The following is an 18,948-nucleotide window of genomic DNA, read 5'->3' on the forward strand; positions in this document are numbered from 1 at the left end:
CGCCAGCAATATCATCATCGGCGATGCCGCCAATTCCCAGTACCTGCGTTTGGCGGCGATGACCAATAACGTCAACCTTGCCCCGGCCACCATCCTCTCCTTTAACGGTGCGAGCGGCAAGTTTCCGCGCCTTGAAATTCTGAGCAATACCGTCGTCAATGTGGGTGGCTTGCAGGACACCAATGGCTTTGGTGTGATTGAGCAGGCGTATTTCAGCACGGACCTCATCACCAACGTCACGGCCCGCCTGATCGTCAGCAACACCTATAACTTCAGCTACAATGGCTACATTCGGGAACGCGATCCCGGCGCTACGGCAGCCACGAATACTATCCTGACCCTGATCAAGGATGGCCCGGCGACGCAAACGTTGGCCAGTGCCAGTGCCAAACTCCAGTACACCGGCGGCACGCTGATTACCAACGGTACCTTGCAGATGGGCGCGGCGTATGCGCTGCCGAATGGCGCGGCGACCGCCCAGGGTGGTGGCGTTGGCGCCAATTGCGGTTTGGTCGTTATTAACACGAACGCCATCCTCGATTTGGCAAACAATAGCGTCCATGTCAACGGCTTGATGGGTTACGGCATCGTGAATAACACGGTGGCGGGCACGCCGACCCTGTTCGTTGGCACCAACAACATGACTAGCGGCCCGTTGTACGGCCAGATCCGCAACACTGCCGGCAGCCTGAATCTTACCAAGGTCGGCACCGGCGTCTTCACGGTCGGTGGCACCAATACCTATACCGGTAATACCTTGGTTTCGGGCGGAACCTTGTCCCTGACTGGCAATGGCTATATCACCAACAGCCCGATCATTACCGTGAATAGCGGCTGCTTCATTGACGGCAGTACCGCCATCGGTGGTTGGCTCGTTGCCTCGAACCAGACCTTCAATGACTTCGGTACGGTGACCGGGTCCGTCACGTTCGCCAGTGGTTCCATCTTCAATCTCGGCAACCCCGGCACGGTCTTTGCGGCCTACATCACGGGTGGCATCGGTGCCCCTGGGTCCAGTGCATTGTCCGGCAGCCTGACCTTGGGTGGCGGGACGGTTGCCATGGATATTGGGAACGACCCGAGCTTTTACAGCAATGACGTGATTGTCGTTTCTGGTCGTCTCAATTTGACTGGCACGACGCGTTTCAATTTCACGTTCATCAATGGCGCGCCGCAGTATGGTGTGCCTTATACGCTTATCCGTTATTTCGGGCGCTTGACTGGGGCGGCCGCGAATCTGTCCGCCAACCTGCCCGGCGCGACGTTCGATACCTCCAATCCGGGGCTCGTGAATGTTACCTTCACTGCCCCCAGTTCTGCCAATACTCTGACGTGGCTGGGCGATGGCACTCTGAACGCATGGGATACCGCGTCGCTGAACTGGACCAACATCATCTCTGGGACTGTCAAACAGGCTTTTAGCCAAGGCGATGCCATCACCTTCGATGACAACGGTTCCCTGACTCCTTACGTCAACTTGACTTCGGCGTTGCTGCCCGGTTCGGTCACCGTGTCGAACAGCGGCAACTACTTCCTTGGCGGGAACGGCAGCCTCAGTGGCCCGAGCGGCTTGACCAAGGGCGGCACCGGCATCCTGACGATCAGCAATCTCAATGGCTACACCGGCACCACGCTGATTACCAACGGCATCGTGCGACCCGCCAGGACGCTTTCCGGTAGCGCCACGGCACTTGGATCGGTGTACGCACCGATCATTGTCACCAACAACGGCACGTTGGATGTCTATCAAGTGGATTTGGGCGGCAAACCGCTCACGGTCTCGGGTACCGGCTACAACGGCATGGGGGCGATTGATAACAGCCTCAACGGCAACGCTGGCAATTATAGTCTCAAGACATTCATCCTTGCCGGCGACACCACCTTTGGTGCCAGTGGTGGTGCCAGCGCACGCTATGACGTGCGTAGCGGATCATTGACCTGCCTGAACGGCCAGCCGTTCAATATCACCAAGATTGGACCAGGCTTATTCATCTGGACTTCTGCGACCATTGATACCAATCTGGCCAACATCACGGTGCTGGGAGGATTCTTCGGCACAGAACAGAATGTCGGCCTCGGTAATACGGCCAGCAACCTGTTCATGGGGGCGGGTACTACGTTCCGGTTTTACAACAGCACCGCATTTACCAAAAATATCTGGGTGACCAACGGCACCACCTTCAACTTGGCCAACGGCACCAGCATCACGCCCAGTCCCATTGTCCTGGCTACGGCGGGCACGAACCTGATCAACGGCGGTAATACCTTGAATTCCAGCGGGCCGATCAGTGGACCGGGCAGTCTGGTTTTGAACGGCGGCACGGTAATCCTCTCCGGCACCAATACCTATACCGGTGGCGCGCTGGTCATGTCTGGTATCTGGGACGGCACCACCTACGGGCTGACCGGGAACATCACCAATAACGCGGTTGTCGCGGTGGATCAGACGTTGTTTGACGGCACCTTGAACGCCACGCTTTATGGCGCTGGTTTCCTGTGGAAAACCAACGCGGGAACGGTCTATGTCATGGATGCCAACCTGTTGAAAAATGCCACTGGCACCAATGTTTTGGCTGGCGGTATGTGGGCGGTAGGCGTGGATAACGCGTTCGCTTCCAGCATGATTTATATCCGCGGTAACGGCGCGGGCATCCGTTCGGCGGATACCACCCCGCATACTATCACGAATAACATCTGGTTGGATAACGGTTTGGGCACCAGTTACACCTTTGGTTCCACGAACCTCACCAATAACGGTCTTCTCACCTTCACGGGGCCAGGAACCAACGCCAATGGCAATACCGCCAAAACCCTGATCATCAATTCCGATGTCGTCATTAATCAGAGCATGACGGGTGGAACAAGTCCGCTGGCCAAAACGGGACCCGGTACGCTCACCTTGGGCGGCACCAACTCCATTACGGCGTTGACCAATAATCAGGGCATCGTGCGCGTGAGTGCAACGGGCGTGTTCACCAATACCGTCGCCAATATGGTGATAGCCCCCGGCGCGCAACTCGACGTGGCCGCCATCACTGGTTATACCAACAAGTCCGGCAGCACACTTATCGCGGGCAGCACCGCTGGAAACACGTTTGGTCCGGACATCAAAGGGAACTTGGTTAGCACCGGGGCGGTGAACATCGCCGGGACCGCAGTTCCCGCCACCTTGGGTATCAATGGCAACCTGACTTTGGGTGGCGGCACCATCGCCTTTGATTTGGGCACCGGTGGCAATGACCTCATCACCAATAGCGGCGTGCTCACCCTCAACGGCACCACGACCCTGCAGTTGACCCCGCTGGGTGCGTTGACCAATGGCGTCTATAGGCTCATCACTGCCAGCAGTATTTCGGGCACCGGCTTGACACTTTCCGGCACCAACAATCTGCGCGAAACCTTCGTGCTCGCTATTGTCGGCGGCGTGGTGCAAGTGACCGTCAGTGGCGTTCCCTCGGGAGCCATCACGTGGAAGGGTACTGTCAACACCAACTGGGATGTGAATGCCACGGCGAACTGGCTGAACGGTGGGATCGCCACCGCCTTTACCAACGCCGACTCCGTGTTGTTCGACGCCACGGCCATTCTGACGAACATTGTGACCCCGGTCACGGTGCTGCCGAGTTTGGTGACCATTGACAACACTTATAGCAACTTCCTCTTCTCCGGCGTGGGCAAGATCAGTGGCAGCGCCAGTATTGTGAAGTTCGGGCCGGGGCTCACCACTATGAATTTGACGAACGACTTTATTGGCAACGTCGTCATCAATAACGGTATCTACCGGGCGGGCAGCGCGGGTGCGCTGGGCAGCACCACAGCGGGTGCCGTTTATCTGACCAACGGTAGCGGTACGCTCGATATCAATAACTTCATTTTCGGCACCCGGCAGGCTTATATCGCTGGCGCTGGTTACACCAACGGCGGTGCGCTCAGTCAGTTCATCGCGGGCGGTGCCCAAGGTGCCTTCCGCTATCTCACGCTGACGGCCCCCGCCACCATCGGGAATTTTGTATCCTCCGGCGTGCTTCGTTGGGAAATCGGCCGCACGGCCCCCAACCTGCTCAGCAGCGGTGGCCAGAACTATAAGCTGACCAAGATTGGCACCAATGAAATTCATTTTGTTGCACTGACAATTGACCCTGGCTTTGGCGACATTGATGTGCTGCAAGGCGACCTCTGGCTCGAAACCACGACCACTCCCACGTTGGGTGATCCGACCAAGACGCTCACGGTGTTTGGACCCACTGGTCGCTTGGCCTTGTATCAGATCGGCAATCTCAGCAAGAACCTGGTGCTGACCAATGGTGGCATCCTCTATAACAACAACACCGCCGCCAATATCAGCGCGCCGATCACGCTGCTGGGCTCCGGCATTGTGGATACCGGTGGTGCCACTCTTACCGAAAGTAACATCATCAGTGGGGCGGGCGTCCTTGTGAAGAACGGGGCCAACTCCCTTATCCTGCTGAATACCAATACCTACACCGGCGGCACCCTCGTCAATGGGGGCGGTACGTTGCAATTGGGTAATGGTGTTCAGGGCGGGGTAGTGCTTGGCCCGATCACCAACAACGGCACGGTGTACCTCTGGCCGTTGCCGGGTCCAACGATGGTTTTCCCGAACACCGTTACGGGCACTGGCGGCATTACCAAGGACGGCACCAATGCGCTGAATCTCGACGGCAATCTCCTCTGCACCGGTAACTTCGCGATTCAAAATGGCTTGGTGACGCTCACCGGCACCAGCGGCAACCAGATCGCCGATACCGCACAAGTGACGGTCAATAACGGTGGTATTTTGGACCTGTACGGCAATAGCGAGACCATCCGCGCGTTGGCGGGTGGCACGGCCAATTTGACCATGGTGACCAATTCGCAGTCAGCCCAAAATGTGGTGCTCACCCTTCTCAACCCGAATGGTGCGCAAACCTTCAGTGGCAGCATTGGCGGCAATATCACGGTGGTCAGCAAGGATAGCCAAAGCAAAAACAACTTTGTTCAGGCTCTCTCGGCGGGTAATACCTACTATGGCAAGACCATCATTGATAACGGCCAAATCCGCATCAATAACGACTCTTCGTTGGGCGCGGTGCCGCTCTCCTTCCAAGCGGACAACGTCACCATCAAGAACGGCGGCGTGTTGCAAAACAACAACGCCTATGTCTATCTCCATCCGAATCGCGGTATCTATCTTGCGGGTGGCGACGCGGTCCTTGCTGGTTATGCTGGCTTTGATTGGGAAATCCAAGGTGTCATTTCCGGCCCGGGCCGACTGTTGAAATATGACAGTTCGCGCGTGATCCTGGCGGCGGCGAATACCTTTACGGGGGATACCACCTCCACGAATACCAGTGGCGTCGTTCAGGGAGGGTTCAAACTAGCCCATCCGCTCGCGTTGCAATACAGCACGTTCGATGCGTCTGGTCTCGGATCCGGCCCGCTGGATCTCGGCGATCTCGATGTCGTTTTGGGCGGTTTGAAAGGTGCCGGGAGTCCGATTCAGGGCTTCAACGGGGCGGTGCAGGTGGGTAACAATAACCAGAGCACCTTCTTTGGTGGCAACCTTACGGGTACTGGTCAATTCATCAAGATTGGCGCTGGTCGCCTGGTGCTGACCGGGAATATTGGCCACGCGGGCGGCACCGTGGTGAACAGCGGTGCGTTGGTCGTCAACGGATTGCTCTCCGGCACGGGAGCGGTCACCGTGAATGCGGGCGGCATCCTTGGCGGTTACGGCAGCATCGCCGGCCCGGTCACTGCCGGTGCCGGTGGCACGATTGATCCGGGATCATCGGTGGGCACCTTGACCATCAGCAACAGTCTCACGGCAAATAATGCCAGCTTCCTCTTTGAACTCGGCGGGGCCACCACGCCCGGCAGCGGCGTGAATGACTTGGTGGATGTGAAGGGCGACCTCAACCTGAGCGGCTTGAACGCGGTGCGCTTCCTGTTCCTGAATGGCTCGCCGGCGACCTCCGGTTACTATACGATCATCAAGTATTCCGGCGCGCTGGTCGGAAGTGCTGCCAATTTGGAAGGACTCTCCCGTTACGGCGTGGTCTTCGATACCACCACGCAGACCAACGAAGTGCGCGTCACCTTCACCGGTTCCAGTTCCAATCTCACTTGGCTGGGTGATGGGGTGGCCAATATCTGGAACGTCAATGGCGCGCAAAACTGGACCAACGGGGTCAGCAAGGATGTGTTCCTCGATGGTGATAATGTCACCTTTGACAATTCCGGTTCCAACAATGTGGCCGTGAACATCGCGTCGCTGGTGACGCCCAACACCTTGACGGTGAATGCGGATCAAAACTATGAGTTCGCCGGGGCCGGCAAAATTGCCAGCGCCTCCGGATTGCTGAAATTGGGCTTGGGTACGCTGAAGCTCAGTAACACGAATGGCGGTCTCGGAACCATCACGGTGGGTGGCGGTACGCTGGCCGTCAGTGTGGATGATAACTTGGGGGCGATTCCGATCAATGCGCTCGCGCCGTCCCTCATCCTGACGAATGGCGGCTCGTTAATGGCGCTGAATACGCTGACGATTGCCTCCAATCGCAGCATCGCGTTGGGGTTGGCGAACGCCACCGATGCCGGTGCCATTGCCGTGGCCACGGGCAGCACGTTGACCTATGCCGGTATCATTACCAACAACGGCGCGACGGGCGTTGGCACGTTGGTCAAGACCGGCCTCGGTGCGCTGGCCTTGAGCGGTGCCAACACCTATAGTGGTGGCACGACCAATAGCCAGGGCGCGCTCTATGTGCGCAGTGCGAGTGCCTTGGGCACGGGGGCGGTCACGTTGGGCGACGGCAATTCCGGCACGGATGGTATTTCCTTGCTGCTCGATACGGCGAGCGTGGGCATGTTGACCAATTCGCTGGGCATCACGGTGGCCAGTGGCAGTGGGGTCGTAACGCTGGGTTCTACGCCAAGCTATTCCATTGTGGATACGAACCGGGCGGTGTTTACCGGCCCGATTGCCTTGAATCGCGACGTCATCCTGCAAACGGGCGCCGGTACCAATACCGCTTTCTTGGGCGCGATCACCGGCACCGGAAATCTCTTTATCACCAACGCCAGCCGGTACGGGGACCAGCGCGGCAATAGCGCCAATCGGGTTGTCTTTGAAGGGAGTCCCAAGACGTTCGCGGGCACCGTGACCGTGCGTGGCGGGTTGGCCACGAACTTCACCGTGTTCCACGTCAACGCGAGTGAAATCCTCTCGGCGAACATGAACGTTTCAGTCGAGCCCAACGCCGTCTTCCGCCTGAATGGCACGGCCACCATTGGCAACTTGAATGGTGGCGGCTATGTGCGCGGGGTGGCCTCCGCCTCCGTCTTGTCGGTCAATAGTGGCTCGTTAAACGGGGTGATGCAGAATGATCCGTTTGATGGTGGCTCGCTGGCCCTGACCAAAGTGGGCACCGGCACCATGATCCTGAACAACACCAACCCCTACACCGGTGACACCCGGATATTGGGCGGCACGCTGATGTTGGGCGCGGGCGCCTCGATCTCGAATTCCCCGAACCTGTATCTGGATACGACGCTTGATCCGACGGCGACGCTGGATGTCTCTGCCGTCGCGGGCGGGTTCAACTTGGCGGCGGGCCAGAGCCTTATTGGGGCGGGCACCGTGAATGGATATTTTGCCTCCAGCCTGAACAACTGGATCAACCCGGGTGGCTCGAATAACATTATTGCCGGCGGATTGGTCTTTAACAACGACGTTTCCTTCGCGTCGGGCACCAAGTTCTACTTCGACTTGGATACCCTGACGACTTCGGATTCGATTGTCATCAAAGGCAACCCGACCTTTAATGGCACTTCCACCGTGTACATTAACCCGGTGGGTGCGCTGCAACAGGCGGATTATCCGCTCTTCACCTACTATGGCACCTCACCCGTGGGTGGCGCGGGCAACCTGGCGATTGTCATTGACCCGAATTCCCGGGCGCAAGGCTCTTTGGTGGATGTTCCGTCTGCCAATCCTGGGGTGGACCCGGGCTATATCATGTTCACGGTCACCACGCCGGGGGCGCAACTGACTTGGATAGGCACGCCGGGCAATAATCTGTGGGACTTCAATACCACGTATAATTGGAACAACTTGTCCACCATGACCGCGGATACCTTCTTCCAAGGTGATACCGTATTGTTCAACAGTGATAGCGGCCTCAACACCAACATCACCATTGTGGGTGCGATGGCGCCTTCCACCATTACCCTGAATTCTTCCGGCAACTTCTATTTCTTTGGCACGGGTAAAATTACCGGCTCGGGCAAGGTGTTGCAACAGGGTACGGGCACGAATACGTTTGCCACGACCAACGATTATTCCGGCGGCACGATTATCAACGCTGGCTTGTTGCGGTTCGGCGCGACAAACGCCCTCGGGTGGCCGATTGGCACTAATTTTGCCATCATCGCCGCTGGTGCCAGCTTGGACCTCAACGGGGTTGACCTTTTGCCACAAGGTGCCAAGACGATTGTCGCTTCTGGATTGGGTATTGCCGCCAACATCGGCGCGATTGCGAATACGGGCACTGACTTGGCTAATCGCGGTATGCGGCGGGTCTTATTGACCGGGAATACGGCGATTGGTAATGACGGTAATCGGTTTGACATTACTGAAGTGCTCAACGGTGGTGGTTACGATCTGATCAAGATTGGCAACAACCGGGTTTCCCTCGATGGCCCGACACTTACTGGTATCGCCAATGTCCACTCCATCATCGTCTCGAATGGTGCGCTTGAGACCCACGCGCAACTCAACGGGGCTCCCGTGACTGTCTATTCCAATGCCAACTTTACAATCTGGAGCGGCGCGAACATGACGTTCTCCAACTCCGATGTCACGCTGAATGCCGCGACCTTCCAGAACGCCAGCACCAGCAGCGATGCCTGGTTGGGTCAGGTTTATCTGAATGGTGCTACCAACTTGATCTACGTGGATAACGCTGCGGGTAGGTTGACCAATCGTGGGGCCATCACTGGCAACAGCCTGCTCACCAAGTCGGGGCCTGGTATCTGGACGGTTATTCCCGACCTCGATTTGCCGGGTGGCTTTACCAACTATCAAGGCACCGCCTGCTTTGGCGGCAACGCCACCAATAGCTGGTACACCATTGCGGTTGGCGCGACCAACCAAATCGGCGCGGGTGGCGCAAGCGGCATGCTCTACGGGCCGGTTACCAATTACGGCACGTTGCAGTTCAACCGCAGCGATAACATCGCCTGGGCGGGTACCAACATCAACTCGACGAACGGTATCTTTATCAAGCTCGGCAATAACAACCTGACCCTCACCGATACCAACCGCTATTTGGGCCCTCTCATTGGCGGTAATCCTAATACGGTCGGTGCCGGCACCTTGACACTTGGACTTGGCTCCATGCTCCATGGCGCCCAGTTCTGGGTGGCGCAAAACGCCTCGACCGGCATGTGCGTCGTCAACGGCGGTACTTTGGTGTCGTCGGATTGGATTGCAGTTGGCCGCAACGTTGCTGGTGCCACCGGTGAAGTCCGGTTGGTGAGTGGCAGCATCATCAAGACCAACGCAAACCATATCATTCTGGGTTCGCTCGGCGGTACTGGCACGCTGACCGTGAATGGTGGCACGCTCACCAATACCGGGCTTATCGCGATGGGTGAAAATGCGACGGGCGTGGGTTACTTTAACTTGAATGGCGGTCTGGCCCAAACGCGCGCGATTCAGAAATATCCGCCTGGCGCTCCGCTCGGCAAGGGTTACGTCCGCTTCAATGGCGGAACACTGCAGCCTTCCGGCACGCAGACGAATATCAGTTTCATCACGGCGGATTCAGCCTGGGTTCAAAGTGGTGGCCTCATTCTGGATGTGCTGGGTTACAGCATTACCAACGGACAAGCGCTGATATTTGACGCGACATCAACCGGTGGTGGCATGACCAAACTCGGCTTGGGCGATTTCTGGTCGAGCAGCACGAACACCTTTACGGGGGATATGAATATCAACCAGGGTGCGGTGCTGGTAGGGACGGGCAATATCTCTTCTGCACCGACGGGCAGCGCCTTGGGTAACCCGGCCGTGGCTCGCAATGTGTACGTCAACGCCGGTGCCACTCTGGGCTTGCTTGCCAATGCACCCTTTGGTCCTAGCTCCGTCAATCCGGCTCCGGCGTTCACCCTCAATATCGTCGGCGGACTCGTGACCAATAATATTAATGTCGGCATGTCCACGCTTGGTCCCATCGTTCTGAATGGTGGCACCCTCCAGGGTGGCAATGGTCAGAGCGCCGTTTTTCAAACGATGAACTTTGTTGGCAACGTCACCACCGTTGGCGGTTTGCCGTCCTATATTTCAGGTCTGGCCGGCACCTACAATGCCATCCATCTCGGCAACTTGGTGACCAACGCCGTTACCTTTAACACGGGTGCGGGGTCGGATTTGTTCGTCAACGCTTCCTTCATGCAACGTAACACCGGCCAGGGCGGCGGTGCGGGCGCGTTGATCAAGACTGGCCTCGGCACCATGGTGCTGGATGGCAATAATTACTACACGGGTCCCACCTATATCAATCAGGGAAGCCTGCTGCTGACTGTGAATGGGACCATCGCCGGTTCCAGCACGGGCGCGGTGCTCGTTGCCGGTGGCACCTTGGGCGGCGTTGGCTTCATCACCAACTCGGTCGTCGTGCTGCCTGGTGGCACTCTGTCGCCCGGAAGCAATAATATCGGTATCCTCACCGTCAAGGGCAATGTGAAGCTGGGCGGAACCACCGAGATGAAAATCAAGCGGTCGGCTGGATTGTTCTACAAAGACTTATTGACTGGCGTCAACACGCAGACCAACGGCGGCACCCTGACCGTCACGGTGACCAGTGATAGTGATCCGCTCGCTTCATTTGTCGCCGGCGATGCCTGGAAATTGTTCAATGCGACGACCACCGTTGGCGCGTTTGCGGTCACCAATCTGCCTGGACCGCTGGCGGCCAACCTGGTTTGGGATACCAGCACCTTGAATACCGATGGTACCCTCCGCGTCGCCGAGGTCGCCAGCAACTTGGTGATCACGCCGTCACCCACGAACACCGTCGAAGTCGGCAACCCGGTGGGCTTCCTGGCCTCGGCCTCCGGTTCCTCGTTGACGTATCGTTGGTACGCCAACTCGAACTTTGCCGCCGTGGTGTACACGGGGCCGGACTTCACCAACCCCGTGGCGCGCTGTGTGAATAACGGCGATTATTACAATGTCACGGTGAGTAACGCCGTGAGTGCCATCACCAACGCCGTGCCGGTTTATGTGGCGGTGACGGATACCAACAGCCCAGCCTTTGTGACCGACTTGGTCCAAGCCACGAACATCACGGGCGTCGGTTCGAACTTCACGCTGACGGTGAGCATGGCGGCGAGTTGCCATGCGCCAGCGTTCATGTGGTTCTTCAATACCAACAACGTGTTGACCAATGCTGTGGTGTTGAATCTGACCAATAGCACCTTGACCCTGACGAACCTGCAAGTAAACGAATCGGGCAAATACATGGTCACGGTCACCAACATCAATGGCGCGACCAATAGCATGGAAGTCACCTTGGTGGTGACCAACCACTCGAGCGTGGCGATGGGCCTGATCATCACCCCGTCGCCGACCAATACGGTGGATGTGGGCAACAAGGCGGAATTCACCGCGACGGTAACGGGCGGCACCGTGCCGATTGACTTCTACTGGTACAAGCTGCCGAACCTGACCGCGCCAGTGGGCATGGGCAGCAGCTACACCAGCGCGGTGGTGACTTGCCTGAGCGAAGGGGATGCGTATCACGTGGTGGCGAGTAATATCGTTGGGCTGGTGACCAGCGCGGTGGCCTATGTGGAAGTGCGGGACCTCAACGCTCCGGCGTTCAACCCGGCGATCGTGACCACCAATGTGACGCTGTTGCAAGGGACGAACTTCAGTGTGACGGTGGGGTTGGCGGCCTCCTGCAATCTGCCGACCTACCGTTGGTACCTGAATGCGACGAACCTGTTGGCGAGCCAAACCACGCCGACGCTGAGCCTGGCGAACCTGAAGCTCAATGACGGGGGCATTTATACGCTGATCGTATCGAACCAGCATGGGTTGTCAGGGATTGGAACGGCGGCGGTGCTGACGGTCAGCTACCTGGTGGAGAACCCGATGGTGATCACGCTGGGGACAACGTTCCAGACAACGGTGACGGCGGAACCGAACCGGGCGTACTGGTTGGAAGCGCGGGACAGCCTGACGGAAGGAAGCTGGACGTTTGTCATCGGGGTGACGAATGTGACGGGGCCGCAGACCTTGGAAGACGCGGCAGCGACCGGTGGCTTCAAGTTCTACCGGATCGGCAGCGCCCCGGCGCCCTAGCCGAAGATTTACGCGTCCAGTGACGCGGAATGCACACCAACACAAAAGCCGGGCTTAATCGCCCGGCTTTTTTGCCCCCTCTCTCAATCCTCAACTCCTCAACTCCTCAACTTTTTCCGGTCCCCCCTCCCCATATTTCACCTGCCATTTTTCTGCCGACCAATTTTTCTGCAAAAAGTTTCCCGTCTTGGTTCGGCGTTCGGACTTATTCCATCTTTTTGTCAATAAAAATTCCTGCCATGTTCCTCTTCCCCATTTTACTGACAGTTCATCTTTCTGCAAGATTTCCCTCATATTTTCTAAATTATTACTTGCATTATATCACCGAATAGCGTATGAGTTATACCGTCAATCGACACGACGGTGGCGTGTTGCTTGAACGGCGAAAACCCTCCGGTGGCGGGCCAGTACCCCCCGGTTATCCGGGCCTTTCTCGGTGAGGAAGGGACCTATATAAGCTCAACTATATCAACTATAAAACCAATCCTCGGACGTGTGTCCCTGGATAACCGGGAGGGAACCCTCCCAAGTGAAAGCGAGTTATGCCTGGAATAGAGCTTGAAGCCGTGATCGGGATGAACTGTTCACCCCTGCTCCGCCGTAGCCGCCGACGTCAGTCGGCACCAACATCGTTGCTGTGTTTGTATGAATCCTTTTCCGGCTGGTGCAAGCCTCCAATTTCGGGATTCGGATTTCTTTTGGATTTCGATTTTCGGTCTTCGGGTTTATTCGTTGTTCGCGTCAATTCGCGTGTTTAGCGGTATCGTTATCCGCATTTACGGCAAAAAACCCGAATCCGGTAAAGAAATGGTAAACCTTTGGTAAAGTTTTGCCGATGACTGGCGCACCCAAAAAGGTGGTGCAAAAAAGTGCAGAAAGGTGTAATAAAGTGCAAATAAGTGCAAAATGACTGATGACTGATGACTGATGACTGATGACCGCCGTGTTCCAGACCGAAACTCTATTTCAAACAATGCAAACCAAAGATTGACGCGTCGAAGGACACGGAATGCACACCAAACACCAAGCCGGGCGAAACCCCGGCCTTTTTTGGGGGGGAAGGAGAAGTGGCGCGCCCGCCGCGACTCGAACGCGGGACCCTCTGCTTAGAAGGCAGATGCTCTATCCAACTGAGCTACGGGCGCACTGTATAGCCAACAACTTGCAATAATTTTTTATAGCGATTTGACAATCTGATACCGAAATCAGATACTAATTTTGTGAAAACGAAACAAAAGCAGAATCGAGCGGTTGTTCCAAGTTCACTCTGGATAAAAACTCAGTATGCCAATTTATTGCGCTACAAATCATCCAGCACACTCTTCGCACATTTCAAGGTCAGAGGCAAGCTTGTTCGGATGGCGAGCAAGGTGTCATTCTCACCAACCGTCCCCTCGGCTTGACATCATTATCCGCACACACCGCTGAGGGAATCACCGGAGCTGCTCCCGCGCCCCGGCGGGTCGGAGACCCGCGCTCCATTTTGCTGGGGTGGCTGTAAAGCTTCCCCCGTGTTTATAATCGCTACCGAAACCAAAATAATTATTGCAGGGACTTGATGCGTGTGGTAATATTCTACCACAAGATAGAAACGAACGACCTATGTTTAACGAAACCGTAAAAGCCTTGCGAATCCAAAAGCGCCTCACCTTGCGCGATTTTTGCGAGAAAGTCAGAGTGGACCCGAGCAATTGGAGTAAAGTGGAACGCGGAGTAAATCCGCCTCCCGGAGACATCGTCTTCCTTGAAAGGTTGGCTGAATTTTTTGGCTTGGCCGGTGCCAAGAAAGCGGATTTCATGGACGAGGCTGCGCTTCAAAGAAGAGAACTGCCTCCAGATCTGGCAGATAATGTCATCCTCCAACGGGCTCTCCCCGCGTTCTTCCGTGCTGTGCGAGGCCACGAGCTTAACGAGCAGGAAATCAATAATCTAGCCGAAGATATTCGAAGACTGCACACTCGGGATCGCGATTAAAAATTTCATGGAACACATTTGGCAAAAAATTGACGAGCTTCGCACCCAATACCCAGTCTTGCGCGAAGATAGCACTCCCATTGATGTATTCTCATTTGCGGAGATTGACCTGAAATTAGACCCAATTCCGTTTGACGACCTGCTTGCGAAATACAGGGTCGAGGCTGCAATCAAGGCAGATTTTACGGGCATCTACCTCGACGCTGAACAGTACAAGTTGATGGAGCGCGGACCAGAATGGAAACTGAACCGCCTCCGCTTCAGCCTGGCGCATGAGTTGGCGCACTTCTTCCTGCATCGCGACCTCCCTCAGGCGGAGCATTTTGCCTCTCTTCCTGATTTTGCCCGCTGGACTCAGAACTACGGCGGGCGGAAATACACAACTGAGCAGGAGGCAAATGAATTTGCCGGGCGGCTATTGGTACCGAAAGCTCGCCTGCAAGCTTACTTTGACGAATTTGAAGCCAAAGTCAAAGATCCCATTCCAAACTTTATTACCAGTGGGCAATTGAGAGACCAATTTGCCGAAAAAATCGGTCCGCGCTTTGGTGTAAACTCCCAGGTCATCGGCGTCCGTCTCGACCGCGACTCCTTATGGTCGGTATCCTGATCTTTAGGCTGGTAACTCGCTCCCACGGCTGGATTTTCCTCAACAATTCCAATAGTCGCGCCAGGTCCTTTTTAAAGTCTTGCCTGTTATCCCCTCAATCGTTTCCCACAGCTCATCCTTTGGTGTTTTCTGCCCGTTGGGTCAGCAGTTTATGTAACGCATGGCGGAAGGCTTCCCTCGCGATCCACCCCAGCAGAGCCAAGTTAATCCGCAACCGGCTTTAGCCGCACGTAACGCTGAGGGAATAACGGATGTTATTTGTGGCCAGTCTTGCGCCGCCACACAGTGACCATCTGTAACCCGCCGAAGACTGACGCGGCCAGGAGCAATTGCCAGAAAGAGGTCAGTTCCGGGACCGCGGTGATGGTGTTGTTATCCAAGCTCACGGCCCCGTTCAACGCCAAAGCCCGGCCGAACATGCTGGCTCCCGAATTCAGGGTGATGCTCTGGTTGGCGAGAATGGTGCCCAAAAACGCCGTGCCGGTGCCGAGGGCCGCGGAGGACCCGACCTGCCAAAATACGTTGTCGGCCTGGGCGCCATTGACCAGGCGAATGGATGAACTGCTAGCGGTCGTGAGCGTGCTCCCAATCTGGAAATCGAAGCGGGCGTTAGGGTCCCCCTGCGCGTCCAGCGTGAGGATGCCCGTGAGTTGAGCCGAGGTGGTGAAATCCCGAACCCCCGGTCCGAGCGTGAGTCCGCCCAGATCCTGACCGGTCAAGTGTTGCACGGGCGCCTCTCCAGCCAGCAGACTGTATGCGGTGAAAGCGTCAGCTTGGGCTTGCGCCGCGACCGCCCCCCCGGCATAGATCGTTCCATTTACGACTCCCGGGCCAAAGCCAGTGATCGCCAGACCGGGAGCAACGCCCAGATCTCCATTGAGCACCGTATTGCCGGTGCTGGTCACCGTGGAACCACCCAGGACGGCGAAGCCGTCCGCTGAGGACAGGATCACCGCGCCTTGACTGGACGGCAGAAAACCGGCCAACGCCACGAAGGCCGATAGAACGAATTGTTTACTAGTATTCATTTTGGATATGTCTTTCATTTTTATTGCCGCCACGTGGAAGCGAGCACGCGCCGACCTTCCATTGCGGAAACGGTTACGAAGTTATTCATCACCACTACAGTAATGGCATGCCCGGCTACGCGCCATGGGGTGTTCACCCCATACGGGACCGATAACTGATTACGGTCACTGATCACTGATCACTGATCCCCCGTAGCCGCCGACGTCAGTCGGCGCAAACAATGGCCTTATTTCCATCCCGTCAATCCGCTCCCCGATAACTGATCACTGATCACTGATCACTGATCACTGATTACTCTAAACAATGGTCACCTGGACACTGCTTTCGATGATGCCGGCGGAGATGGCGTAGCGGGTAAGGCCGGCGGTGTCATGAATATTCAGCTTTTCCATGAGGCGTTGCCGGTGTTTTTCAACGGTTTTGATGCTGATGTGCAGTTCGGCCGCCACCTGTTTGTTGGCCTGGCCTTCGGCAATCAATTGGAGGACCTCCATTTCGCGCGAACTTAGGCAGGCTTCGTGTTTCTTGCATAGTTCGCCGGGTGTCCGTGTTTTCTCAAACAGGTTCTGCAAGCGCCGCGCAATGCAAGGGGCGAAAAAGGTATTACCTTTTTCGACGGCCCGGATGGCCTCCGACAGAAAGCGGGCCGAAGTCTGTTTGAGCAGGTATCCCCGCGCGCCCAGCGCGATCACTTGTTCGATGTAGGCGTCATCGCTGTGCGCCGAAAGGATGAGCACCTTAGTCTCCGGTGCCGATTTGCGGATTTGGCGGGTGGCTTCCAAGCCATTCAGTATTGGCATGGCGATGTCCATGACGACTACGGCGGGCCGCAGTTTCAGCGTCAACTCCACCGCTTGTCTCCCGGTTTCCGCTTCCGCAACCACCTCAATATCGGGTTCGGCCTTTAGCAAGGCGCGCAACCCTTCGCGGACGACCATGTGATCTTCCACCAACAGGACGGTAATGTTTTTCATAGGTAGTAAGGAGTAATGGCCGGTAATCAGTGGTCAGTCATCAGTTATCAGTCATCAGTTATCAGTCATCAGTGGATGGGGAATTCGGGCTTGGATGGAGGTGCCGTGGCCGAGGGTAGATTTCACTTCGAGGATGCCGCCCACGGCGGTGGCTCGCTCGCGCATGCTGAGCAGTCCAAAACTACCCTTGCGTTTTTTCCCAGCCAGGGGACGCTTTGAATTAAAGCCAATCCCGTCGTCCGTGATCACCAACCGGACCAAGCCGCGTTCCTGCCGCAGGCTCACGGTAATGTGGTGGGCCTGGGCGTGTTGCCCGATATTCTTCAAAACCTCCTGCAGAATGCGATACAACGCCATCTCGACGGACGCGGGCAGTCGGGCGATCTGCCGTACCCCCTTCAAGTCGCATTGCACGTGAGCACGTTCACCGAATTGCTGGCAGGCCATACGCAACACCGGGAGCAGCCCCAAATCATCCAACGCCATGGGCCGCAGATCGCGGGCGATGCGCCGCACATCTTCGGTCGTCTGGTTGAGCAGATCGCAGAGCTTTAGCAGCTCCGTTCGGGCGGCGTGCGCCCGCACCGGCAGTTTCCCCGCCAGGATGTCGCAGCGCATCAGGATGGCATAGGTAAGCTGTGAAATATTTTCGTGCAACTCGACGGCCACATGCCGCCGCTCGGCTTCCTGCAAGTCCACCAGGCGCTGCGACAAAGCCCGCAGCCGTTCCTCGCTCCGCCGGGCCTCGGTCATGTCGGTCACCACCATGCCGATGGTGACGCTGGTGCCGCCCGCCGCGGCCACTGGACGCATGGAGATATGCACCGGCAGTTGCGAGCCGTCGCCGGCGTGCAGGACGGTTTGGATTTTGGCGCCGGATTTGGCGGCCCGTTTCAGGAGCGGTCGCACGGCGACTTGGTCCGACGGGGAGAGAAAGCGGTGAAAGGAACTGCTCGTCACCTGTTCCAGCGGGAGCTGGATCATCCTGGCAAAGCACTGGTTGGCGTAGAGAATCACCGCGTCCGCCGTCAGCATCAGCGCGCCTTCGTTCATGGATTCGATCAGCACGCGGTAGGCATGCTCAGCGCCGTCCAGCGTGAACACTTGCGAGCCTTCTTTGCCCGCGACCAGCACTGTATCCACCTCGCTGGTGCGGATGGCGCGGAGGGTGGCCTCGGCGTCCTCCAGGCGGGTGCGGAGCCGAGCATGATCGGTGCTCAGCGCGGTGGTGGTGGCGCGGGCAGGCCGGGGGCGGGAGGCGTTCTGGCGGGGAGTGGTTTTCACCTCGCGATGTTACCTTTGGTGATTAGGTTCAACTCTTCAAACAGGCCGGTGAGGTTGGCCAGGTTGCCGATGAACCGGCGCACGGGCCGGGGGAATTCCTTGATGAGGGTGGGGGTGGCCACGATCTGGTTCGCGCGCGCTAATCCGGGTTGCTGATAGATGTCTATGACTTCCAGTTCGCAGTTGTCTTTCAGTTCCTCGGCGCAGAGTTGGCGCACGCGCAGCACGGCCTGGCCGGAGCGAGCGGTAGCCCCCGCCACAAACAGGCGCAGAACGTATTTGCCCTTGGACCCGGGGGCCAAGGGGGTCGCCCGGGCCGGGGTCGCGCGGCGTTTTTTGAGGTTTTTCATGGGTGTTCGGCTCGCTCAATCAAAACCGGGCGCAAATCCATGCCGATGAGCAGGGGAGTGGTATCGGAAAGGGTGCCGATGATGGTGCGCACCGGCTTGGGTAACTTGCGCACCACGGTGGGGACGGCCAGGATCTGGTCGCCTTTGGCAAGCTGGGGGTGCTTCAACAAGTCAATCACCTTGATGTGATAGTTACCTTTAAGGTGGGTTTCGCACATCCGCTTCAGGTTCGCGAGCGCCATCTGTGATTTTGGGGTCTGGCCGATTACGTAAAGGCGCAGTTGCCAGAGTTTGGCCGACCACCCTTATATGTTCCCTGCGATGAATTTGATCACAAGCGTCATGATTGTCCGG

The 18,948-nt window shown here is 57.0% G+C and carries 9 protein-coding genes and 1 tRNA gene; 3 read left to right on the forward strand and 7 right to left on the reverse strand.

The genetic code is table 11. The features are described 5' to 3' along the window. The first annotated feature begins 58 nt into the window (after positions 1 to 58). The gene (locus WCO56_22625; protein MEI7732384.1) at positions 59 to 12,373 is read left to right on the forward strand and encodes an autotransporter-associated beta strand repeat-containing protein; all 12,315 of its coding nucleotides are present in this window, start codon (positions 59 to 61) and stop codon (positions 12,371 to 12,373) included. A gap of 90 nt (positions 12,374 to 12,463) precedes the next feature. Here WCO56_22625 and WCO56_22630 read toward each other — a convergent pair whose 3' ends face one another. Further along, a complete protein-coding gene (locus WCO56_22630; protein ID MEI7732385.1) occupies positions 12,464 to 12,667 on the reverse strand; it encodes a hypothetical protein in 204 nt (67 codons plus the stop codon). A 774-nt stretch (positions 12,668 to 13,441) separates the two neighbouring features. Further along, positions 13,442 to 13,518 (reverse strand) — tRNA-Arg (locus WCO56_22635). 457 nt (positions 13,519 to 13,975) lie between these two features. Between WCO56_22635 and WCO56_22640 the strand changes: the two genes are divergently transcribed. After that, entirely contained in the window at positions 13,976 to 14,347 is a 372-nt protein-coding gene (locus tag WCO56_22640) for a helix-turn-helix transcriptional regulator (GenBank protein MEI7732386.1), read from the forward strand. Between the two features lie 7 nt (positions 14,348 to 14,354). Next, complete coding sequence (locus WCO56_22645) at positions 14,355 to 14,957, forward strand: ImmA/IrrE family metallo-endopeptidase (GenBank protein ID MEI7732387.1); 603 nt, start codon at positions 14,355 to 14,357, stop codon at positions 14,955 to 14,957. Positions 14,958 to 15,211: 254 nt separating this feature from the next. Here the strand turns inward: WCO56_22645 and WCO56_22650 are convergent, their stop codons facing one another. From WCO56_22650 to WCO56_22670, 5 genes are all read right to left on the reverse strand, one after another. Beyond that, entirely contained in the window at positions 15,212 to 15,985 is a 774-nt protein-coding gene (locus WCO56_22650; protein MEI7732388.1) for an ice-binding family protein, read from the reverse strand. 297 nt (positions 15,986 to 16,282) lie between these two features. Next, entirely contained in the window at positions 16,283 to 16,960 is a 678-nt protein-coding gene (locus WCO56_22655) for a response regulator transcription factor (GenBank protein MEI7732389.1), read from the reverse strand. 54 nt (positions 16,961 to 17,014) lie between these two features. Then, positions 17,015 to 18,244 carry a PAS domain-containing protein gene (locus WCO56_22660; GenBank protein ID MEI7732390.1) on the reverse strand — a complete coding sequence of 410 codons (1,230 nt, stop codon included), beginning with the start codon at positions 18,242 to 18,244 and terminating at the stop codon, positions 17,015 to 17,017. After that, complete coding sequence (locus tag WCO56_22665) at positions 18,241 to 18,594, reverse strand: circadian clock KaiB family protein (protein MEI7732391.1); 354 nt, start codon at positions 18,592 to 18,594, stop codon at positions 18,241 to 18,243. The genes WCO56_22660 and WCO56_22665 overlap by 4 nt, the downstream gene beginning before the upstream one ends. After that, positions 18,591 to 18,875, reverse strand: a complete 285-nt coding sequence (locus tag WCO56_22670; protein MEI7732392.1) for a circadian clock KaiB family protein — start codon at positions 18,873 to 18,875, stop codon at positions 18,591 to 18,593. The genes WCO56_22665 and WCO56_22670 overlap by 4 nt, the downstream gene beginning before the upstream one ends. Positions 18,876 to 18,948 lie beyond the last annotated feature (73 nt).

The sequence above is a fragment of the Verrucomicrobiota bacterium genome (genome assembly GCA_037139415.1).
Taxonomy (GTDB): domain Bacteria; phylum Verrucomicrobiota; class Verrucomicrobiia; order Limisphaerales; family Fontisphaeraceae; genus JBAXGN01.

Coding starts and splice junctions, on each gene's coding strand:
- WCO56_22625 (MEI7732384.1), top strand. CDS start 59: ATGACCAATAACGTCAACCTTGCCCCGGCCACCATCCTCTCCTTTAAC.
- WCO56_22630 (MEI7732385.1), bottom strand. CDS start 12,667: ATGAGGGAAATCTTGCAGAAAGATGAACTGTCAGTAAAATGGGGAAGA.
- WCO56_22640 (MEI7732386.1), top strand. CDS start 13,976: ATGTTTAACGAAACCGTAAAAGCCTTGCGAATCCAAAAGCGCCTCACC.
- WCO56_22645 (MEI7732387.1), top strand. CDS start 14,355: ATGGAACACATTTGGCAAAAAATTGACGAGCTTCGCACCCAATACCCA.
- WCO56_22650 (MEI7732388.1), bottom strand. CDS start 15,985: ATGAATACTAGTAAACAATTCGTTCTATCGGCCTTCGTGGCGTTGGCC.
- WCO56_22655 (MEI7732389.1), bottom strand. CDS start 16,960: ATGAAAAACATTACCGTCCTGTTGGTGGAAGATCACATGGTCGTCCGC.
- WCO56_22665 (MEI7732391.1), bottom strand. CDS start 18,594: ATGAAAAACCTCAAAAAACGCCGCGCGACCCCGGCCCGGGCGACCCCC.